This window comes from Acidovorax sp. A79, from assembly GCF_041154505.1.
Taxonomy (GTDB): Bacteria; Pseudomonadota; Gammaproteobacteria; order Burkholderiales; family Burkholderiaceae_C; genus Acidovorax.
This window is the reverse complement of record NZ_AP028672.1, coordinates 191,321-212,166: the sequence shown is the minus strand read 5'-3', so window position 1 is coordinate 212,166 and position 20,846 is coordinate 191,321. Positions and strand designations below refer to the sequence as shown.

The window sequence follows — 20,846 nt, the reverse complement described above, 5'->3', positions numbered from 1 at the left end:
GAATACCCTCGTGGTGCATTGATCGCAATATCGTGACAAGCGGCAACGAGATGGGTAAAGTTGCCAGCAAGCCTTGTGCGCCGCAGCGGGCTACTGCGGCCCTTGGGCACTGATCAATGAGGAAGCATCCGGCTCACGGCCGGCCTCGCTTCATTCTTCGCAACGCATGGCCAATTTCAGAGTCGAGGGTCCCCCTTTGAGTCGCAAATACCCGACGCCGTTGAACGAACTCGGTTGCGTCCCTTTCCCCGGCGGCAAAGGCTTTCTGCAATGAGTACCCATACAGTCGAAGGCACCCCCTTCGACACGGAGGTTCATCTGTCCGATGCCGACTACCAGCGGCTGGTGGAGCAGGTGCAAGCGGCCGTATTTGTGATTCGCAAGGGCAGATTCCTCTTCGTGAACCCCAAGCTCGTGGAGCTTTTCGGCTACACCAAGGAGGAAATGCTGGAAAGCATGGATCCCATGCTGCTGTGCGCGCCGGAGCACCGGGACATGGTGCGCGAGCAGGCCAATGCGCGGGTCGCCGGAGTCCCCGGCAAAGCCTATGAGATCGAATGCCTGCGAAAGAACGGCGAGAAGTTCAATGCCCAGGTATGGGGCGTGCGGATCTTTCTGGGGGAGGAAGCGGCGGATCTGGTCACGCTGCACGATGTCAGCGCCATTCGAACGGCGACCCGCTACGCGCAGCAACGCGCTCAGTTGTTCAGCAATGCCGAGGAACTCGCCCGCATCGGCTCCGCCGAGATGGATCTGGTGTCAGGCACCGTCACCCTGTCGTCCGGCATGCACGCCATCTTCGGAATCCCCCAGACGGACGCTCCGGCCGGAAAGGACTGGCTGCTGGCCCGGGTTCCCGCTGTGGAACGGCCGTATGTGCAGGCGATCAGCGAAGGCGTGTCACCTGACGATGTCTGCGAGTTCCAGCACCGCATCGTTCATTCGGACGGCAGTTTGCGCACGGTGCTGCACCGCGTGCTGGCCGACGCCGACGACGAGGGCCGGGTGGTCAGGACGGTCACGCTCCTGCAGGACATCACGCTGCAGCGCGCGGCGGAGCAGCGGCTGGACAAGCTTGCGAACACGGATGAAGTGACCGGATTGCCCAACCGCAGCGCGTTGACGGAGTATCTTGATACGAGGATGCGCGAGGCGGCGCGGGAAGGGCGGCAGATTGCCGTCCTGAGCGTGGAGATCGACCGGCTCAAGCTCGTGAGTGAATCGCTGGGCTACGCGGCAGGGGACCAGCTGCTCATGGAGGTGGGAACGCGGCTGCAACCCCAGGCGTTCGAGGATGACCTGCTGGCGCACTTTGGCAGTGGCGAGTTTTCGCTGGTGCTGGCGCGCGAGGGCAATGTGGACGAGCAGTTGGCGCGCACCGTCGCGGCCTCGCTGGTGGATGCGCTGTCGCTGCCCGTCGCGATTGGCGACAACGAAATCAAGGTGACGTGCGACATCGGAATATCCCTGTACCCGGCGCACGGCGAGGACCCGGAAAAGCTGCTTCAGCAGGCTCAGGCGGCCATGTACCGTGCCCATGAACTGGGCAAGAACCAGATCTGCGTGTTCAGCTCCGGCATGCACTCCAAGGCCATCTCCAGGCTCGCCATGGAGTCCGGGCTGCGCCGGGCCCTGGAGCGCAATGAGCTTGATCTGCACTATCAGCCCAAGCTGGAACTGGTCAGTGGAACCGTCATTGGCGCCGAGGCCTTCCTGGAGTGGAACTCCCCGGACGGCACCCTGATACCCAGGTCCAGCTATATACGCGTCGCCGAGGAAACCGGCCTCATCGTGCCCATCGGCGAATGGGTGCTTCGCGCTGCCTGCCGCCAGGCGCTGGAGTGGCAGCGTGCCGGGCACGCCAGCTTCCGGATTGCCGTCAACCTCTCGGCCCGCCAGCTCCAGCAGCCTGATCTGGTCCAGCGGATACAAAAGGTGCTCATTGAAACCGGCCTTGATCCCCGGCTGCTGGGACTGGAGATCACCGAAGGCGCCCTGATGGGCGAGAGCACGCGCATCGCGCGGATTCTGGGCGACCTGAAGGCGCTGGGCATCGAGATCTCGCTCGATGATTTCGGGACGGGCTATTCCAGCCTGAGCTACCTGCGCACACTGCCCATCGATGTCGTGAAGGTGGACCGTTCGTTCGTCCACGACGTCACGGCGGCATCGCAGGACGTATCCATCACGCGCGCCATCATCAACATGGCGCACAGTCTGCAGATGAAGGTGTTGGCGGAAGGCGTGGAAACCGAAGGCCAGCTGGCGCTGCTCATCGCCAACCGCTGCGACCAGATGCAGGGCTTCTACTTCAGCGGCCCCGTCTGCGCCGACGACATGAGCGCGTTGCTGAGCAAAGGCCAGGCACTGCCGGAGCACCTGCTGCTGCGCCGCACCCACCGGCGCACGCTGCTGCTGGTCGATGACGAGGACAGCATCGTTTCGGCGCTGCGCAGGTTGTTGCGCCGCGATGGCTATCACATCGTGACCGCCAACAGCGGTGCGCAGGGCTTGCAGCGGATGGCCGAGAATTCGGTGGACGTGATCGTTTCGGATCAACGCATGCCCGGCATGACGGGGGTGGAGTTTCTGCGCCGGGCCAAGGAGCTGTATCCCGACACCATCCGCATGGTTCTGTCCGGCTATACCGAACTGCAATCCATCACGGATGCCATCAATGAAGGGGCCATCTACAAGTTCCTCACCAAGCCCTGGGATGACGAGAGGCTTCGCAGCCACGTCGCGGAAGCGTTCTCCCAGAAGGAGATGGCGGATGAGAATCGGCGCCTGGCCAATGCGGTGCTCAGTGCCAACGAGGAGCTCAGCGCGGTCAATGACCGCCTGCAACAGCTGCTGGCGAACCAGCGGGAGCAGATCCACCGTGAAGAGAGTAGCCTGAGCGTTGCGCGGGAGGTGCTGGACAATATTCCGGCCGCCGTCATCGGGATCGACCTGGAAGGCATGGTGGCGTTTGTGAACGCGGATGCCGAAGCGCTGTTTGGCACCACGGCGGCTTTGCTCGGGCAGGACGCGGAGCAGGTCCTGCCGGAGGATCTTCGCAAGGTATGGCATTTCGCGGACCAGAGCTACCACGATGTCCAGGTTGCCGGCGGGGCGTTTCGCGTGGTGTGCAGATCGGTGGGAGGGGAAAATCATTCACGGGGGCGGCTGCTGGTCCTGGTTCCCAGCAGCGCGGCCTGACACCTACGGACTCCCATGCAAGCTCTTTCCACCTCGATTGAATGGACCCCGGAGGGGATGCTCCTGGCCCAGCCGGTGCTGGACGCGCACGGACAGCTTCTGCTCCCGGCGGGGACGCCCATCACGCGCGGGATCCTGAACAGCCTGCAGCAGCGGGGAATCGACACCGTCTTCGTCAATCCGCCGGAAGGTGTTTCGGGCATTGTCGACAAGCTGGATCCAGCCACACAGCAGGCACATACGGAAAAACGCCTGCTGCATCTGTTCCGGCCTGCCATGAGGGCCGGCCAGCTCAATCCGCTGTTTCATCTGATCCTGCGATATCGCTCCGCGGAGACACCATGAAGCAGCTCACCGCAGATGCCATATTGCGCAGTGTCCACGAGCTGCCGGCGCTTCCCGCGGTGGTGCTGGAACTGATCCAGTCCTTTGGGGACAGCCATGTTTCCGCCGAACAGCTGGCCGTGAAGATATCGCACGACCAGGCCATCGCCGCCAAGACGCTTCGGCTGGCGAACTCTTCCTTCTATGGCCTTCCTCGCCAGGTCACCTCCATCGCAGAGGCCACCGCGATTCTCGGGCTTCGCACCCTGCGCAGCGTGGCCACGGCCGCTGGATTGGTGGGCGGTTTTGCGAACTCCCGCTGCCAAGGGTTCGACTTTGATGCGTTCTGGCGCCATGCGATCGGCACGGCACTCACCGCCAGAGCCTTGGCGCAGCGCACGCGATTGGACGAGGATGCGGCGTTCACGCTGGGGCTGGTGCATGACATCGGGCGGCTGGTGCTCGTGAGCTCCTACGAGGACGAGTATGCCCAGGCCATTGCTTACCAGCTGGAACACGATTGCCTGATGCATGCCGCGGAGCGCCACTACTTTGGTGTTGACCATGCCGAGGTCGGCGGGGTGATCGCGGAGCATTGGCATTTTGCGCCGGAGATTGTTGCGGCCATTTCATGCCACCACCGCCCGCCGCCTGCCAGCGGCCTGTGCCTCACGGACCTCGTGCATGTCGCCGACAACATTGCGCACGGCCTGGATCTTTCTCACAAGGAAAACGATATGGTGCCCTTGCTGGCCCTGGATGCCTGGGGCAGACTGGCACTGGCCGACGGTGACTACATGGCAGTTTTCGATGCGGTGGCAGAGCAGCATGAGGTTGTCTGCCACGCACTCCTGGCCTGAAAGAGGTGCCCTACATGAATTCTCACGACCCACTACTTCGCGAAAGCACCATGGACACGCCGTCGGCAGTGTCGTCCCCTGACACCACGGAAGACAGGGTCAAGGAGCTGCTGCGATCCAACGAAGAGCTGACGCAGCTCAATGCAAAGCTCTCGGATGCGCAGGACAAGCTGATGCAGTCGGAAAGGATGGCATCCATCGGGCAGCTGGCCGCGGGTGTCGCCCACGAAATCAACAACCCCATTGGATTCATATTCTCCAATTTCGGCACCCTGGAGCGCTATCTGAGCGACCTGTTCCAGATGCTCGCGGCCTATGAAGAGGCGGAGTCTGCGCTCGGTGATACCCCGGTGGCGGTGCGCCTCAAGGCATTGCGCGAAAAAATAGAGCTGGATTTCCTGAAGGAAGACATTCCCTCCTTGATGGCGGAATCGAAAGACGGCATTACCCGCGTGCGCAACATCGTTCAGAACCTCAAGGACTTCTCGAGGGTGGACACCTCCCAGAAGTGGGTGCTGGCCGATCTGCACCACGGCATCGATTCCACCCTGAACATCGTCAACAACGAAATCAAATACAAGGCGGACGTTGTCAAGGCATATGGAGAGCTTCCCGACATCGAGTGCCTTCCCTCCGAACTCAACCAGGTCTTCATGAACCTCCTGGTCAATGCCGCCCATGCCATCCAGGCGGACAGGGGCACCATCACCATCCTCACCGGCGCCGACGACTCACGGGTGTGGGTGGAGATCCAGGACACGGGCGAGGGCATCGCCAAGGAGAATCTGGGGCGCATCTTCGATCCGTTCTTCACCACCAAGGCGGTCGGCAAGGGCACCGGGCTGGGCCTTTCGCTTTCGTACGGAATCGTCAAGAAGCACCTGGGAAGCATCGATGTCTTCAGCGAACCGGGTGTCGGGACGCGCTTTCGCGTCACGCTGCCGATACGCCACGCAGCGGAGGCGTAAGGGGTGAACTCCGATATCGACCTCACGGCCGCTCTTCCGACCTTGTCTCCGGAGGTCGGCCAATCGCAGGAGGATGCACGCGTCTGGCGAATTCTGTGCGTGGACGACGAGCCCAACATCGTGGCTTCGCTCAAGCGCCTGTTCCGGGGCAGTGGATACCAGGTAACGACCGCCACCAGCGGTGCCGAGGCGATTGCCCAGATGGAGCAGGAACCCGCGGACCTGATCTTCTCCGACATGCGGATGCCAGGAATGAGCGGCGCCCAGTTGCTGGAACAGGTGCGCCAGCGCTGGCCCCGAACGACGCGAATCCTGTTGACGGGCTACGCGGACATCGGATCCACCATCGCGGCCATCAACAGCGGTGAAGTCTATCGGTACATCACCAAGCCCTGGGATGACGGGGAAGTGCTTGCGACGGCCCACCAGGTGTTCGAGCGCCATGCCCTGGAGCATGAGAAGGACCGCCTGGAGGCACTTCTCAGGTCCAAGAACCAGGCATTGATGGAGCTCAATGAGACCCTGGAGGAAAAGGTTGCTGCGCGCACCAGTGAGTTGCTCCAGCTGAGCCAGAAGATCAAGAAAAACTACCTCACTTCCATCAAGGTGTTCTCCAATCTGATGGAGTGGAGGGGAGGGCAGCTCTCCGGCCATTCACGGCGCGTGGCGGACCTGGCCCGCCGCACCGCGCGCGCCATGAACATGAGCGAGGCGGACCAGCAGGACGCGTTCATCGCCGGCTTGATGCACGACATCGGCCAGATCGCCTTGCCCGATACCCTGCTGGCCCGGCCTGTTCCCAAGCTATCCGAGGAAGAAACCGTCCAGTACCGCCGTCACGCCGTGCTCGGGGAGCAGGCGCTCATGGCGCTTGACGACATGCAGGCGGTGGCCAACATCATCCGAAGCCACCATGAGCGGCACGACGGCCTGGGCTATCCGGATGGCCTGGTGGGGGAGATGATTCCCATGGGCGCGTGCATTCTCGCCGTGGCGGACACGTATGACGACCTGCAAATCGGCCACCTCAGCTCCACGCCCTTGAATGCCGCGGATGCCAGGTCGATGATCGCGCGGGGCAGGGGGACCCAGTTCCACCCCGAAGTCGTCGATGTCTTCCTGCAAATGCTGCTGAAGGCTGCGCCCGGCGCGGAAACGCCCCCGCGCATGCTGCGCACCGTACAGCTGCGGCCGGGAATGATCTTGGCGCGGGACCTCCTGTCCACCGAAGGCGCCGTGCTGCTCGCGGCGGACCACGTGCTGACGGCCGAGCTGATCAAGCGGCTGAGGTTGCGCGAGGGACGGGACGGTACTGAAATGATCCTGCCGATCAAACCGTAATACGAAGGACTCAGGCATGCAGAGAATTCTCCTACTGGATGACGAGCCCCATGTCCTGGCGGCGATAAAGCGGAGCCTGCGAGCGGGACTCGGGGCTGATCTGCGCATTGAAGAAACGGTGGAACCGGAAGTGGCATTGGCCAAGCTCAGAGAGGCCGTTTTCGATGTGGTGATTTCGGACTACCGGATGCCCCTGATGACCGGCGTGGAGTTTCTGAGCCTCGTGCGGACCATTCAGCCCAGGGCGGTGCGGATGGTGCTGAGCGCATCGTCAGATTCGGAAAACCTGATGCGGGCGGTCAATGATGCGGAAGTCTTCCGCTACCTGCTGAAACCTTGGGATGAGAAAGACCTTCTCGGGCATGTGCGCTCGGCCCTGGAGCGGGCCGATCAGCTTCGCCACGAGAACGATCTGGCCGATGTCGGGCGTCACGAGTTTGGCCAACTCAGCGCCACGGAACTGGAACGCCGCCGATTGGAGGCTCTGGAGCCGGGACTGACCCATGTGACATGGGGGCCGAATGGAGAGGTCCTGGGGCCGGACAGCTAAGGACCGCGGCCCCACAGCCCTGGGCCTTCAAAATCCCCGGGGCGGTTTGCGCCATTCAAGCGCCTTTGCGCTGGGCAGCGTCATGGTGCCTGAATGCTTCGCGGATATTTTCCCGCAGCAGATCGTCGTCCCAGGGCTTCGTCAGAAATTTATAGATGGCGCCTCGGTTGATCGCGTCCGAAATGGATTCCAGATCGGTATACCCTGAAAGAACAATCCGGATGGTTTCGGGGTAGAGTTCCCGGGCCCGGGAGAGAAATTCCGTTCCAGACATCTCGGGCATGCGCTGGTCTGAAAGAATGACCTGCACTTCTTGCTGCGCCAAGATGTCGAAACCATCTTTTGCACTGTTGGCGGTCAATATTTCATACCCATCACGCCGCAACAGACGCCGCATCGAAGCCAGTATTCCTGGTTCATCGTCCACGATCAGAATTCTCTTGGGGGGTTCTGCGGATTTTTCGGGAATCCTGAGGGTGACGCCATCGGCCAGCAGGCGTCCAAAATCCTCGGCAGGTACCGGCCTGCTGAAATAGTACCCCTGGATTTCATCGCACTTCTTGCGATGCAGATAGTTCATTTGCGCCTCTGTCTCCACGCCTTCGGCAATGACCTTGAGCTTGAGATTGTGGGCCAGGTCGATGATCGCAGTGCAGATCGCAGCGGCATCGGGGTCGTAGATGACCTCTTTGACGAAACTCTGGTCGATTTTCAAATAATCGATGGGAAACCGCTTCAGATAGGCCAGCGAAGAATAGCCCGTCCCAAAATCATCGATCGCCAGGCGGACACCCATTTCACGGATGTCGTGGAGGCGCTGGATGTTCACGTCAATATCCTCCATGAAGAGGCTTTCCGTGATCTCGATATCGATGGGGACTTCACCGCCCTTGCTGCCTTTCAGGCAAAGGCCGAGGATCTTCGAGAAATCGGACCGCCGCATCTGGACGGCTGAAACATTCACGGCGATCCTTGGAGGTGTCAATCCTTGGCTGCGCCACTTGTCATGGTCGCGAATGGCTCTTTCCAGAACCCATTGGCCGACATCGATGATCATTCCCGTTTCTTCGAGGATGGGAATGAAAACCGAAGGTGGAACCAATCCTGACTCGGGGTCATTCCAGCGAATGAGTGCCTCCATGCCGGTGATTTTTCCGTCAAGGAGCGCGACCTTGGGCTGGTAGTGCAGAACGAACTCGTCGTTCTCCAAGGCCCTGTGCAGCTTGCTTTCTATGCTCAGCTGGCTGTGCACACGGGTATTCATCGAGGCGGTATAGAACTGATACCGTCCCTTGGCCGCACCGGCCTCGCGCGATGCGGCTTCCGCATGCGCAAACAGCATGTCCGCCTCCCGCCCATCGTCCGGATAGAGGGATATGCCTGTGCGAAAAGTCAGGTACAGCTCTTTCGCCTCCACAACGAACGGACGGTCCATCAAGGGGAATATCTTTTCCGACAAAAGATGCGCTATTTCCGCGGGAACACTGCGATAGGTCGCAATGATGCCGAAATGATCGGCACCCATTCTGGCAATCTTGTCGTTGGAGCCCAGGGCTTCCACCAGCCGCCTGGCCACCGCCTGGATCACCGCGTCTCCCGCATGCCTGCCCAGGGTATCGTTGATATTCTTGAACCGGTCGATGTTCATCCAGACCAAGGCCACACACGCCGCGTCCTCCGCAGTGCTGGCGGCGCCTTGAATCAGCTGGTCCAGGCGGTCCTGCAACAGGCTTCTATTGGGAAGCCCCGTCAGTGCATCGTAGTAGGCCAGGTAATTGAGCCGCTCGGATTTTTCAAGATGGTCCAGCGAGAAGGCAATGTCAGAGGCCAGTTCTTGCAGAAGCTGGATTTCGGCATCATCAAAGAAATCTCTCTCGGACGAATACAGTGCCATCAGTCCGATGACTTTCTTGTTGACCGACAGCGGGAACAGGCCAAAGCTCTGAAATCCCCTGTTGATTGCCTCATCCCTCAAGACAATTCTCGGGTCGGTTCTGACGTCCTGAACCAGGATGGTTTCCGAGCTCCCGACGCATTCGCCCACCAGGCCGTGGTTCTCACGTTCGAGAACATTCAGCCCCATGGGAATGTGCTCGATGTAATCTTCTCCGGCCCCTGCCCAGGCCGCCGCGGCCACATGCTGCTCTTCCATGTCAGCGATGCCGATCCAGGCCAGGCGAAAACCCCCTGCATTGACGGCGATCTGGCAGGCCTCGTGAAACAGCTCTTTGCGATCCTGCGTCCGCACGATCAGCGAGTTGATGCTGCTCAATACCGCATAGATCCTGTTGAGACGCTTGACCTTGAGCTCCGCATTCTTGCGCTCGGTGATGTCCACCACGGAGCCCGCCATATAGGTTGCCTTGCCGCTTTCATCCCAGACGGCTTGCCCTTTGGCATGCGACCAGCGGTAGGAGCCATCCTTGGCGAGTGCCCGGTATTCGACGTCGTAGGGAACCTGCTGCCTGATGTGGGCAGCGAAAGCGTCCAGCACCATCTGGCGGTCGGACGGCTCCAGCAGGCCCAGCCACGCCGCCGCGGTATTTTCTATTTCATGGTCCTGGTAGCCCAGGCGAAATTTCCATTGCGCGGAGATTTGCGCGATGCCCGTGTCGACATTCCAGTCCCACACATCGCCGGTGGAGGCCGCCAGCCGAAACCGCAATTCGCTGTGCCTTAGCGCCTCCTGCGTGCGCTTTTGCTCGCGTGCCGACAGGGCGTCATTGAGGGCGCGGCGGACCGCGGGGGCCAGCCGCCCCAGGTCATGCTTGAGGATGTAGTCCGTCGCCCCGCTCTTGAGGGCATTGATGGCGTTCTCTTCCCCGATGGTTCCCGACACGAAGATGAACGGGACGTCCGGACACACCTCCCTGGCCACCGACAGGGCATCGAGGCCACTGAAGCGCGGCATGCTGAAGTCGGACAGGATGATGTCCGGCACATCCACCCGCAGCTCATGGCGCAGCCGCTCCTCGGTGTCCGCGCGGCGGCTCGTGAAGTTGAACGCCGCGCGCCGCAACGCGTGCGCTACGAGTTCCGCGTCGTTGGGCTCATCCTCGACCATCAGGATATTCAAGGGGACCACTTGCAAATATTCCTCCTGCCACAGGGACACCCCTGTGGAACACTGCCGTGTGGAGACGAGTCTAGGGGGCTGCACCCCAGGTATCAAGAGATTCTTAATTTGCGCGGTTCGCGTGCGCGGCCGCCGTTGAACGGTAGGCAATACCCGGTTTTCAACCTACCATTGTTTCCAAGTCGGCGCTGACGGCTTGGCATCCACAAACCCGGGGAGGCAGGCGGTGATTCAACCCAGAGCATGCTTGGCAGGATTGCTGGCCCTGTCCCTGTCGCCGATCCAGGCCCAGGATAACAAAGCCTCCGCGCTTGCCGAACTCTCACTGGAAGAACTGGCAAGCATCCAGATCACCTCCGCGGCCCGGCACCCCGAGTTCCTCGGGGATGCTTCCGCCGCCATCTTTGTGATCACCTCCGACAGCATCCGCCGCTCCGGCGCCTCCACGCTGCCCGAGGCATTGCGGTTGGCGCCCAATCTCCAGGTGGCCCGCCTGGACGCGAGCCAGTACGCGATCAGCGCGCGCGGTTTCAACAATGCCATTGGCAACAAGCTGCTGGTGTTGATCGACGGCCGCACGGTCTACACGCCGTTTTTCTCCGGGGTGTTCTGGGACCAACAGGACGTCATGCTGGAAGATGTTGACCGGATAGAGGTCATCAGTGGACCGGGAGGTACCTTGTGGGGCGCCAACGCCGTCAATGGCGTGATCAACGTGATCACGAAATCCTCCGCCAGCACCCAGGGCGGGCTTGTCGCCGTGGGTGCCGGCAATCAGGGCCGGGACGCATCGTTCCGATATGGCGGCGTGCTGGGAGGAGGGGGGACGTTCCGTGTCTACGCCAAGGGCGACGCGACCCGGCCCGTGGTACAGACCGGAAGTGCCGCGGCAACGGATGGACGTTCGCGCGGGCAAATGGGATGGCGCGCGGACTGGGTGGACAACGGCAGCGAACTGACCTTTCAGGGCGACGTATACGCTGGGGCCACCGACAGCCGCGGCCTGTTTGGCCGCTTTGACCTGGGGCGGGTGGAGGCGTCGGGGGGCAACGTTCTTGGGCGCTTGACGCGAAAACTTCCGGCAGGGCAGGACGTTCGCCTGCAGGCCTACTACGACTATACGGACCGCAAGGATGCCTTCCTCTACCAGCCGCGGCAACGGGTTCTGGATGTGGAGTTCCAGCATGGCGTGCCCCTGGGAGCCCACCGGCTGCTGTGGGGCGGGGGATACAGGCAGGCCCGGGACGACATCCGCCCTGGCGTGATATTTGGATTCACGCCGGCAGCAGCTTCGCTGCGCTGGGCCAATGTGTTTGTGCAGGATGAATTCAAGCTGACCGACCGCCTCAACCTGACGCTTGGCACCAAACTGGAGAAGAATGACTTCACGGGGACGGAGTCGCTTCCGAGTGCGCGCTTCGAATGGAAACCGAGCCCGCAGCAGCTCTGGTGGGGCGCCGTGTCGCGGGCGGTACGGGCCCCGGCACGCCTGGACCGCGACATACGCCTGCCCCCGACCCCCCCCATTTCTGATCGCCGGAGGCCCGGATTTCCAGTCGGAAATCGCCAAGGTGCTGGAGCTGGGCTACCGCTCCCAGCCCTCGGCCTCGCTCTCCTACTCCGTCACGGCCTTTCAGCACCATTGGGACAAATTGCGCAGCGGTCAGCGTCCTCCCGGGGCACAGGTGCAGAACATGATCGAGGGAAAGACCTGGGGCCTGGAAGCCTGGGGTGAATGGCATGCGGCACGCCATCTGCGCCTTGCGGGCGGGCTGTCCTTGCTGCGCAAGAACCTTCGGGTCCGGCCGGGCAGCTCGGACCCCGAGGGGCCCCGCGCGCTGGGCAATGATCCCCGCCACCAGTGGATGCTGCGTGCCGGGCTCAATCTGCCCCACCGCCAGGAGCTCGATGTCATCGTGCGCAGGGTAGGGGCCTTGCCGGACCCCGCCGTGCCTGCGTACACGGCCGTCGATCTGCGTTTTGGCTGGACGGTGCGGCCTGGCGTTGAACTGTCGATCGTGGGCCAGAACCTGTTCGACGGATCCCACCCGGAATTCAATGCGGCACTGAACCGCAGGGAAATTCCGCGCAACGTGGCGTTGCGAGTCAGGTGGTCTCTGTGAACACCTGGAGATCGCCGTGGCGGCTGAGGCGAGGGGTGGCGCTGTGGGTGCTCCTGGTCGGCCTGGCCTGCGGGCCCTGCGCCGCCCAGCCGGACTGGCCGAACGACGAGTCGCAGATCAAGGCCGCGTTCCTGTACAAGTTTGCCGGGTATGTGGATTGGCCCGAAGGCTTTCTGGGCAGCGTGGAGACGCCATTCACGATCGGCGTGCTGGGGGCCGATCCCATTGCAGATGAACTGGTGCAGATCGTCCAGGGGCGCAAGATCCATTCGCGCAGCATCGTGGTGAGCCGGCTCAAGGCCGGAGACCCGCTGGAGGACGTGGCGATCCTGTTTGTGGGCAAGGGGGACGCCGCCCGCCTGAAACCCGTGCGGGGCACATTGCAGGCGCAGCCCATCCTGGTAGTCACCGAGGAGCCCGCAGGCCTTGCGCTGGGCGGCATGATCAATTTTCTGCTGGTGGATCGCCATGTGCGTTTCGAGGTTGCGCTGGCGCCCGTGGAAAAAAGCGGGCTGCGCCTGAGCTCCCGCTTGCTCGCGGTGGCCCAGAGAGTCCACGCCGAAGGGCGCTAGATGCTCAACGCCATAGCACGCTCGCTGCGCCACAAGTTCGCGTTGGCGATGCTCGCGGCAACCTTCGTGTCGCTGTCGGTGGCGGGAACCGCGCTCGCCCTGTATGAACTCCAGGCCTACAAGCAGAACGTGACCAGTGACCTGCTGACGCAGGCCGAAATCCTGGGGCGCGCGACAGGCCCCGCCCTGGCGTTTGACGACCACAAATCCGCGGAGGAAAACCTGTCCCTGCTGGAAACCCGGCGCCAGATCCGGGCAGCCGCCATCTACAACGCCCGCGGAAAGATGGTGGCCCGGTACCGCGGTGCGGGTGCCCATGCCGAGCACAAGGTCCCTGCATTGCCCGAAGCCGACGGCGTGCGACTGCAAGACGGCGAACTGGTCGTTTTCAAGCGGATTCTCGAAAACAAGGAGATCGTCGGAACGGTCTACATGAGCGCGGACTACGAACTGGCGCAGCGGTTTCGGGGCTACCTGGGCATCCTCGCGAGCGTCATGGGGCTGAGCCTGCTGGTGGCGGCAGGTATGTCGGCATGGCTTCAGTCGGCCCTGACCAAGCCCATCCTGGCCGTCACGAACGTGGCGCGCCAGGTGACGGAGCGCAAGGACTTTTCACTGCGCGTGCAGAAGACGACGAAGGACGAGTTGGGCTATCTGGCGGATGCGTTCAACGACATGCTCTCGGAGATCGGCCGGCGCGCCGAAGACCTGGAAACGGCCAACAGGGCCCTGGAGCGCGAAGCGCAGGAGCGCCGGCGCGCCGACCAGGACGTGCGCCAGCTCAACGCGGAGCTGGAACAGCGGGTGTCCCAGCGCACCTTGCAGCTGGAAACCGCCAACCAGGAACTGGAGAGCTTCAGCTACTCGGTGTCGCATGACCTGCGCGCGCCCCTGCGGTGGATCGTTGGCTTCTCCGAGGCGCTGATGGAAGACCACGGCGCGAACCTGGACGACGAGGCCCGGCGGAAAATCCAGATCATCCAGAACGAGGGGCGGCGCATGGGCGTGCTCATCGACGACCTGCTCGCCTTTTCCCGGCTGGGGCGGCGTGCGCTCAAGGTGAGTGACGTGGAGATGGGGGCGCTGGTGCTGGCCACCTGGAATGCGCTCAAGGAGCGCGAGGATTTCAGCCGGGTCCAGCTTCACATCGGCGCCATGCCCGTGGCGACGGGAGACCGCGTGCTCCTCGGACAGGTGTGGACCAATCTGTTGTCGAACGCCCTCAAATTCAGCTCGAAACAGGAAAATCCACGCATTGAAATCGGTGCCATCACGGACGATCAGGAACACATTTTCTTTGTGCGTGACAATGGTGCCGGATTCAATCCAAAGTACAAGGCCAAGCTGTTCGGCGTTTTTCAGCGCCTGCACGACACCAGCGAATTTCCGGGAACGGGCGTAGGTCTCGCCTTGGTCCAGCGGATAGTCCACCGCCACGGAGGCCGCGTCTGGGCCGATGGCAACCTGGGCGAAGGCGCGACGTTTTATTTCACTGTCCCACGGGAGAGCCGCGATGGAGCTGTTTGAAGAAATCGACATCCTCCTGGTGGAGGACAGTCCCAACGACGCGGAGCTGGCGATCCGCGCCCTGAAGAAGCGGGGATTTGCCAACAAGATGCTGTGGGTCAAGGATGGCGAACAGGCCATCAACTACCTGTTTCGGCTTGGCGAGTATTCGCAACAGCACGATGAAACCAGCCCGAAGCTGGTGCTGCTGGATCTGAAGATGCCGCGGGTGGATGGCATGGAGGTGCTGCGCGCCATCAAGGAGGACCAGCGCACGCGCCGCATTCCCGTGGTGATACTGACGTCGTCCCAGGAAGAGCGGGACCTGACACTGTCCTATGACCTGGGGGTCAACAGCTATGTGGTCAAGCCCATGGACTTTGACGAGATGGCGGATGTGGTCTGTCAGGCCGGGTCGTATTGGCTGACCGTCAACCGCACGCCGTAGCTGGCCCGGGCGGTCATCCGGGATCTTTCATCCAAGGAGAGCGCGGGGTTGCGCAGAGCGTGCCGCGAAGGGATGCTCGAACTCAAGCGCGCTCAATGATATTTGTTATTTAACATAATATACATCGTATAAAGTCAAAGGGGAACCACCAAACCCCGCCAGATCCGTGCCGCCATCAGCCGCTACCATCCCTCTCCATGACCCTCCCCACCACGACCCCATCCACTCCGTCTTCTTCCATCCACTTCGGCCACCAGGGCCGTGTCTGCATCGTCACTGGCGGCGCCCAGGGCATTGGCGAGGCCTGCGTGCGGCGGTTTGCCGCCGAGGGCGCCAAAACGGTCGTCGCGGATGTGGACGATGCGCGCGGCCAGGCGCTGGCGCAGGAACTGGGCGCGCTGTATGTGCGCTGCGATGTGGGCGACAAGACGCAGGTGGATGCGCTCGTGGCCCGGACCCTGGCGGCCCACGGGCGCATCGACGTGCTGGTGAACAACGCGGGCATCTTTCGCGCGGCGGATTTTCTGGACGTGACCGAGGCCGATTTCGATGCCGTGCTGCGGGTCAACCTGAAAGGCTCGTTTCTTGTCGCACAGGCCGTCGCGCGCGCCATGGTGGTCTCGGGCGGCGGCGCCATCGTCAACATGAGCTCGGTCAACGGCGTGCTCACCATCCCCAATATCGCCAGCTACAACGTGAGCAAAGGCGGCGTGAACCAGCTCACGCGCGTGATGGCCCTGGCGCTGGCTGACAAGAACATTCGCGTGAACGCCGTGGCGCCCGGCACCATCGCCACCGAGCTGGCCGCCAAGGCCGTGCTGACCAGCGACGAGGCCAAGCAGAAGATCATGAGCCGCACCCCCATGAAGCGGCTGGGCGAGCCGTCGGAGATTGCCGATGTGGTGGCCTGGCTGGCCAGCGATGCCGCCAGCTATGTGACCGGCGAGATCGTGACCGTGGATGGCGGGCGCATGACGCTGAACTACACCGTTCCGGTCTGACGCGCCGAATTACTATTGAATTGATAGCTGTCAGCGCTTGATGTATATGCGCTGGCGGCAATTTTTATTCAATTTTCAAGCCTGCGGCATGCGCCGCAGCAGGCCCGCCATGCTGCGCGGCCAGCCGACCGGGCCGAACCAGGCGCCGCCTGCAATCGCCCAGGCGTTGACCACGCCATACAGCACCAGCGCCACGCCCTGTGCGGCGAACACCGCCGCCAAGCCGCCGCCCCAGCGCAGCGCGAGCCAGCCGCCCGTCACCGCCACCGCCAGGCGCGTGATGTTGCCGATGACGGGCCAGAGCAGGCGCCCTGCCCCTTGCGAGGCAAAGTACAGCACCAGGCCCAGGCCGAAAAAGCCGTACACCGGGCCGACGGTGCGCAGATACAGCGCGCCGGCCTCCAGCATGGCCTGATCGCTGTTGAACAAGGACAGCCACGCGTTGGGAAACGCAGCCGCCCACAAGCCAATCGCCTCGGCCATCACAAATGCCATGCCGGCGCCGATCCAGGTGGCGCGCAAGGCCCGCTCACGCTGGCCCGCGCCAATGCAGGTGCCCACCATGGCCACCAGCGGTGCACCCAGGCCGAAGACCAAGGGCACCAGCAGGTATTCCAGGCGCGACGCGGTGCCGTAGCCCGCGATGGCCGCCGTGCCAAAGCCGCCCACCAGCGCCGTGGTGACGCCGATCGCCAGGTTGGTGGCAACGGTGGAGACCGTGCCCACCAGCCCGACCCGCAGGATGTCCTTGAACAGAGTCCAGCGGAACCGGATGTGCGCCAACGATGGCCGCAGCAGGCTGCGCGGCGACCACAGGTAGGCTGCCAGCACCGCGCTGCCAATCAGGTAGTACGCCATCAGCGCGATGGCCCCGCCAGCGATGCCCAGGCCGGGCATGGGGCCCCAGCCAAAGATGAACAGCGGCGACAGCGGCACCAGCACGAAGGCGCCCAGCACCGTGACATAGGCCGGCACGGCCATGTTGCCGGTACCCCGGATCACGGCCGACAGGGTGTTGAACAGCCACACCAGAAACGCGCCCGCGAACACCCAGTTGGAATAGACCAGCGCGGCATCCAGCGCGCCGCCCGTGCCGCCCATGCGGGTGTAGAGCCAGCGCCCTCCTCCCACCACGCCCACGGTAAAGACCAGCGAAAACACCGCCGCAATGGCCAGCGCATGCAGCACCAGCGCATCGGCATCGTCGCGCCGCCGGGCGCCCAGGGCGCGGGCGATGGCCGACGCGATGCCGCCGCCCATGGCGCCGGCCGAGGTCATCTGCATCAGCATGACCACCGGGAACACCAGGGCCATGCCCGCCAGCGCATCGGTGCCCAGCTTGCCGACAAAGTAGGTCTCGATCAGCCCGACGCCCGCCTGCGCCAGCATGACCAGCACATTGGGCGCCGCCAGCCGCAGCAGCGTGGGCGCGATCGGCGCCTCCAGCAGCATGCGGGTGCGTGGGTTCAGGGGTTCGGTCACATCAGGCCCCTGCCCCATCGGCCGCAGGCCTGCGCGGCACCACGATGCGCACGGTGGACAGCTGCAGCACATCGCCGTGCTGGTTGCGGGTTTCGCTGCGCACGGTGACCATGCCACGGTCGGGCCTGGATTTGGAGGGCTGGATCTCCAGCACCTCGCTCACCACGTGCAGCACGTCGGTGGCGCGCGTGGGCCGGGGCCAGCTCACCTCGGCGCCCGCGCCGATGATGCCGCCCGCGATCGGCAGGCCGGTGGTGACCTGCAGGCGCATGGTCACGGACGCCGTATGCCAGCCGCTTGCGGCCAGACCGCCGAACAGCGTGGCGCGGGCGGCGGCATCGTCCATGTGAAAGGGCTGCGGGTCGAACTGGGCGGCAAAGGCCTTGATCTGCGCTTCGTCCATGGCGTGTTCGCCGCTTCTGAACTGGTCGCCCACGGCCAGGTCGTCCAGGTACACGGGCTGCATTCCGGTGGGGGCGGATGCGGTGGAAACAGGGTGAGCGGTCATGGCAACAAATGGGGAGATGAGGGGATGGCGGGGGATGTTGTCGTGGTCATGCGGCGGCGGGCGCGGGGCGCACCAGGCGGGCTTCGCGGATCGGCAGGTTGACCAGGGCCGCGCCCATGGCCAGCACGATGTCGATGTACCAGACCCAGTCATAGCTGCCGGTGGCCTGGAAGACGGTACCGCCCAGATAGGCACCGAAGAATCCGCCAATCTGGTGCGCCAGCATCACGATGCCAAACAGCATGGCCATGTTGGCCGTGCCGAACATCTTGGCCACCAGCCCCACCGTGGGGGGCACGGTGGAGAGAAACGTCACACCCATCACGGCGGCAAAGACCAGCACCACGGTGGGCGTCTTGGGCGCCAGCAAGAAGATCAGCACCGCCAGGCCGCGCGTGGCATACAGCAGCGACAGCAACGACTTCATGCGCCAGCGCCCCACGGCCCAGCCCATGGCCAGGCTGCCGACAATGTTGAACAAGCCGATCATGGCCAGCGACCACCCGCCGATCTCAGGCGGCAGGCCACATGCGGCGATGACGCCCGGCAGGTGCGTGGCCAGGAACGCCACGTGAAAGCCGCACACCAGAAAGCCCGCCGCCAGATACCGGTAGCTCGGCGTGGCCAGCGCCTGCGCGATGGCCTCGCGCGCCGTCAGTGCCTTCTGGCCGGATGCGGCGGCGGCCTGCGCGGCCAAGGCGTTCGAATTGCCCCGGAGCACCCACACCGCAGGCAGCGCCAGCAGCACCAGCACACCCAGCCACTGCATGGCACTGGCCCAGCCCACCGCGGCGGTCAGGCCAATGGCAATGGGCGCCATCACGAACTGCCCGAACGACCCGCCCGCGTTGACGATGCCGCTGGCCAGCCCGCGCTTGTGGGCGGGTACCAGCCGCGCGGTGGCCGCCATCAGCACCGACGGCCCGGCCATGCCCGCGCCGCCGGCGGCCAACACGCCAATCGCAAAAATCAGCCCGGCCGTGGTGGTCATGTAGGGCGTGATGAAGGTGCCCAGCGCCACCAGCGCCACGCCCAGCAGGATCACGCGGCCCGTGCCGATGCGGTCGGCCACCGCCCCCGCAAACGGCTGGGTCAGGCCCCACCAGAGCTGGCCGAACGCAAAGGCCAGGCTGATGCTGCCAATGCCCAGCGCGGTGGACGTGTTGAGCGCCGACAGGAACAGGCCCATGGTCTGGCGCGTGCCCATGGTGAGGGCGAACGCGCCCGCAGCGGCCAGCAGCACGAGCCACAGCGCGATCGGTGTGCCCCGTGCACCCGGTGAGCCCGGGGTGGCAGGAGCGGCCGGCGCCGCGAACACGTTGCCGCCGCCCAGGTTGCGGGCAGGTTGGGTGTCATTCGTCATCGCCGTGCTCCTGCTTTTCCTGCATGCTGGCCAGCAAAGCCAGGGAGTCGTCCACCAGCGCATGCAGGGCGTTCACGCGCTCCGCGCCCAGGATGTCGTTGAGGGACAGCTGCGCCACTTTCCAGCAGCGCTGGGCCTGCGCACGCTTGTCGCGCCCCGCGTCGGTGATGTGCACCAGCCGGCTGCGCGCATCGGCCCCCGCCTCCAGCGTGACCCAGCCGGCATCCACCAGGGGCCGCAGGTTGCGGGTGAGCGTGGAGGCGTCCATCTTCATTTCCACCGCGAGGTCGCCCGGACGGATGGGCCCGAGCTTGAGCACGTGCGACAGCAGCGAGTACTGCGTGGTCTTGAGCCCACACCGGGCCATCTCGGTGTCATAGTGGTGCGCCACGCGCCGCATCAGCTGGCGCAGCTTGAAATTGGTGCAGCCCTGGGGCGGCACGGCGGCAGGCGCGTTTGCGGGGGTGATTTCAGCTTGCATGCGATCAATTGTATCTGCAATAATTGCATATGCAACTAGCCGGCTGGCCCATCAACCCCATTCCCTTCCGAGGTATCGCATGACCCAGAACAACCAACTCGAGCAATGGCTCGCGCAAGAGCGTGAAATCGCAGCCCGCCTGGAGGCCGGCGTGGGCGCGGGGGTCTCGCGCCCCGACCAGGTCGCCGGCCTGAACGGCCTGCAGATGATGCAGGCCATGCTGCGCGGTGAACTGCCCTACCCTCCCATCGCCCGCACGCTGGACTTCCAGCTGATGGAGGTGGGCGAAGGCCTGGCCATCTTCCAGGGAACCCCTGGCGCGGCCCACCTGAACCCCATGGGCACCGTACACGGGGGCTGGTTCGCCACCCTGCTCGACTCGGCCCTGGGCTGCGCCGTGCACACGCGCATGCAGCCGGGGCGCGGCTACACCACGGCCGAGCTGGGCGTGAACCTCGTCAAGGCGCTCACGCCCAAGGTGCAGCGCGTGCGCGCCGAAGGCCGCGTGATCCACTGCGGGCGCCAGCTGGCCACGGCCGAGGCCCGCCTGGTGGGGCCCGACGGCACGCTGTATGCCCACGCCACCACCACCTGCCTGGTTTTTGACATGCCTGCACAATCGAAGGGATGAAATTCCTCCACACGATGCTGCGCGTTGGCAACCTTCAACGCTCGATTGATTTCTATACCCAGGTGCTCGGCATGCAACTGCTGCGCCAGTCCGAGAACCCCGAGTACAAGTACTCGCTGGCCTTCCTGGGCTTTGACGGCGGCAACCCCGGCCAGGCCGAGATCGAGCTGACCTACAACTGGGGCACCGAGAGCTACGAGATGGGCACCGCCTATGGCCACATCGCGCTGGGCGTGCCCGATGCGTACGCCGCGTGCGAGAAGATCAAGGCCTCGGGCGGCAACGTCACGCGCGAAGCGGGTCCCGTCAAGGGCGGCACCACGGTCATCGCGTTTGTGACGGATCCCGATGGCTACAAGATTGAATTGATCCAGCGCGCCGAGGGGACTGGTGGCGCAGGCTTGCGCTAAT

17 protein-coding genes and 1 pseudogene are annotated in these 20,846 nt (G+C 63.7%); 13 read left to right on the top strand and 5 right to left on the bottom strand.

Features of this window, described 5'->3' with window-relative positions; genetic code table 11:
- Positions 1-234: 234 nt before the first annotated feature.
- From ACAM51_RS00995 to ACAM51_RS00970, 6 genes are read left to right on the top strand one after another with little or no spacing between them, the layout of a single operon-like run.
- On the top strand, positions 235-3,201 hold the full coding sequence (locus tag ACAM51_RS00995; RefSeq protein WP_369642468.1) for an EAL domain-containing protein: 2,967 nt from the start codon (positions 235-237) through the stop codon (positions 3,199-3,201).
- Between the two features lie 15 nt (positions 3,202-3,216).
- On the top strand, positions 3,217-3,546 hold the full coding sequence (locus tag ACAM51_RS00990; protein WP_218338568.1) for a hypothetical protein: 330 nt from the start codon (positions 3,217-3,219) through the stop codon (positions 3,544-3,546).
- A complete protein-coding gene (locus ACAM51_RS00985; RefSeq protein ID WP_218295003.1) occupies positions 3,543-4,385 on the top strand; it encodes an HDOD domain-containing protein in 843 nt (280 codons plus the stop codon). Before ACAM51_RS00990 ends, ACAM51_RS00985 begins: the two co-directional genes overlap by 4 nt.
- 14 nt (positions 4,386-4,399) lie before the next feature.
- Positions 4,400-5,353: an ATP-binding protein gene (locus ACAM51_RS00980; RefSeq protein WP_369642467.1), complete on the top strand. Its 954-nt coding sequence runs from the start codon at positions 4,400-4,402 to the stop codon at positions 5,351-5,353.
- Between the two features lie 3 nt (positions 5,354-5,356).
- A complete protein-coding gene (locus tag ACAM51_RS00975; RefSeq protein WP_369642466.1) occupies positions 5,357-6,694 on the top strand; it encodes an HD domain-containing phosphohydrolase in 1,338 nt (445 codons plus the stop codon).
- A 16-nt stretch (positions 6,695-6,710) separates the two neighbouring features.
- A complete protein-coding gene (locus ACAM51_RS00970; protein WP_218295004.1) occupies positions 6,711-7,244 on the top strand; it encodes a response regulator in 534 nt (177 codons plus the stop codon).
- 55 nt (positions 7,245-7,299) lie between these two features.
- On the opposite strand, the gene ACAM51_RS00965 is transcribed toward ACAM51_RS00970, so the two are convergent.
- Complete coding sequence (locus ACAM51_RS00965) at positions 7,300-10,320, bottom strand: EAL domain-containing protein (protein WP_369642465.1); 3,021 nt, start codon at positions 10,318-10,320, stop codon at positions 7,300-7,302.
- A 226-nt stretch (positions 10,321-10,546) separates the two neighbouring features.
- On the opposite strand from ACAM51_RS00965, the pseudogene ACAM51_RS00960 reads away from it, so the two are divergent.
- The 5 genes and pseudogenes from ACAM51_RS00960 (at position 10,547) to ACAM51_RS00940 (ending at position 15,970) form a co-directional block, all read left to right on the top strand.
- A pseudogene (locus ACAM51_RS00960) lies at positions 10,547-12,443 on the top strand (TonB-dependent receptor plug domain-containing protein).
- On the top strand, positions 12,440-13,015 hold the full coding sequence (locus ACAM51_RS00955) for a YfiR family protein (protein ID WP_369642464.1): 576 nt from the start codon (positions 12,440-12,442) through the stop codon (positions 13,013-13,015). Before ACAM51_RS00960 ends, ACAM51_RS00955 begins: the two are co-directional and overlap by 4 nt.
- A 48-nt stretch (positions 13,016-13,063) precedes the next feature.
- On the top strand, positions 13,064-14,542 hold the full coding sequence (locus ACAM51_RS00950) for an ATP-binding protein (RefSeq protein ID WP_369643905.1): 1,479 nt from the start codon (positions 13,064-13,066) through the stop codon (positions 14,540-14,542).
- Complete coding sequence (locus ACAM51_RS00945; RefSeq protein ID WP_218338576.1) at positions 14,529-14,969, top strand: response regulator; 441 nt, start codon at positions 14,529-14,531, stop codon at positions 14,967-14,969. Before ACAM51_RS00950 ends, ACAM51_RS00945 begins: the two co-directional genes overlap by 14 nt.
- A gap of 197 nt (positions 14,970-15,166) precedes the next feature.
- A complete protein-coding gene (locus ACAM51_RS00940) occupies positions 15,167-15,970 on the top strand; it encodes an SDR family NAD(P)-dependent oxidoreductase (RefSeq protein ID WP_369642463.1) in 804 nt (267 codons plus the stop codon).
- A gap of 75 nt (positions 15,971-16,045) precedes the next feature.
- On the opposite strand, the gene ACAM51_RS00935 is transcribed toward ACAM51_RS00940, so the two are convergent.
- The 4 genes from ACAM51_RS00935 to ACAM51_RS00920 are packed head-to-tail and all read right to left on the bottom strand — an operon-like array spanning position 16,046 to position 19,804.
- A complete protein-coding gene (locus tag ACAM51_RS00935) occupies positions 16,046-17,470 on the bottom strand; it encodes an MATE family efflux transporter (protein WP_218338578.1) in 1,425 nt (474 codons plus the stop codon).
- Positions 17,454-17,960, bottom strand: a complete 507-nt coding sequence (locus ACAM51_RS00930; protein ID WP_218338579.1) for a MaoC family dehydratase — start codon at positions 17,958-17,960, stop codon at positions 17,454-17,456. Before ACAM51_RS00930 ends, ACAM51_RS00935 begins: the two co-directional genes overlap by 17 nt.
- Positions 17,961-18,006: 46 nt before the next feature.
- A complete protein-coding gene (locus ACAM51_RS00925) occupies positions 18,007-19,323 on the bottom strand; it encodes an MFS transporter (RefSeq protein ID WP_369642462.1) in 1,317 nt (438 codons plus the stop codon).
- Complete coding sequence (locus tag ACAM51_RS00920; protein WP_369642461.1) at positions 19,313-19,804, bottom strand: MarR family winged helix-turn-helix transcriptional regulator; 492 nt, start codon at positions 19,802-19,804, stop codon at positions 19,313-19,315. The genes ACAM51_RS00925 and ACAM51_RS00920 overlap by 11 nt, the downstream gene beginning before the upstream one ends.
- A gap of 79 nt (positions 19,805-19,883) precedes the next feature.
- Between ACAM51_RS00920 and ACAM51_RS00915 the strand changes: the two genes are divergently transcribed.
- Positions 19,884-20,435: a PaaI family thioesterase gene (locus ACAM51_RS00915; protein WP_218295014.1), complete on the top strand. Its 552-nt coding sequence runs from the start codon at positions 19,884-19,886 to the stop codon at positions 20,433-20,435.
- Positions 20,432-20,845 (top strand): lactoylglutathione lyase, encoded by a 414-nt coding sequence (gene gloA, locus ACAM51_RS00910; protein ID WP_010458830.1) that lies wholly within the window; start codon positions 20,432-20,434, stop codon positions 20,843-20,845. Before ACAM51_RS00915 ends, gloA begins: the two co-directional genes overlap by 4 nt.
- Position 20,846: the final 1 nt, after the last annotated feature.

Bases quoted from the DNA above. Each gene is read 5' to 3' on its own strand.
- ACAM51_RS00935 (WP_218338578.1), bottom strand. From the start codon at position 17,470: ATGGGGCAGGGGCCTGATGTGACCGAACCCCTGAACCCACGCACCCGC.
- ACAM51_RS00915 (WP_218295014.1), top strand. From the start codon at position 19,884: ATGACCCAGAACAACCAACTCGAGCAATGGCTCGCGCAAGAGCGTGAA.
- ACAM51_RS00990 (WP_218338568.1), top strand. From the start codon at position 3,217: ATGCAAGCTCTTTCCACCTCGATTGAATGGACCCCGGAGGGGATGCTC.
- ACAM51_RS00920 (WP_369642461.1), bottom strand. From the start codon at position 19,804: ATGCAAGCTGAAATCACCCCCGCAAACGCGCCTGCCGCCGTGCCGCCC.
- ACAM51_RS00980 (WP_369642467.1), top strand. From the start codon at position 4,400: ATGAATTCTCACGACCCACTACTTCGCGAAAGCACCATGGACACGCCG.
- ACAM51_RS00930 (WP_218338579.1), bottom strand. From the start codon at position 17,960: ATGACCGCTCACCCTGTTTCCACCGCATCCGCCCCCACCGGAATGCAG.
- gloA (WP_010458830.1), top strand. From the start codon at position 20,432: ATGAAATTCCTCCACACGATGCTGCGCGTTGGCAACCTTCAACGCTCG.
- ACAM51_RS00950 (WP_369643905.1), top strand. From the start codon at position 13,064: ATGCTCGCGGCAACCTTCGTGTCGCTGTCGGTGGCGGGAACCGCGCTC.
- ACAM51_RS00985 (WP_218295003.1), top strand. From the start codon at position 3,543: ATGAAGCAGCTCACCGCAGATGCCATATTGCGCAGTGTCCACGAGCTG.
- ACAM51_RS00970 (WP_218295004.1), top strand. From the start codon at position 6,711: ATGCAGAGAATTCTCCTACTGGATGACGAGCCCCATGTCCTGGCGGCG.
- ACAM51_RS00925 (WP_369642462.1), bottom strand. From the start codon at position 19,323: ATGACGAATGACACCCAACCTGCCCGCAACCTGGGCGGCGGCAACGTG.
- ACAM51_RS00945 (WP_218338576.1), top strand. From the start codon at position 14,529: ATGGAGCTGTTTGAAGAAATCGACATCCTCCTGGTGGAGGACAGTCCC.
- ACAM51_RS00940 (WP_369642463.1), top strand. From the start codon at position 15,167: ATGACCCTCCCCACCACGACCCCATCCACTCCGTCTTCTTCCATCCAC.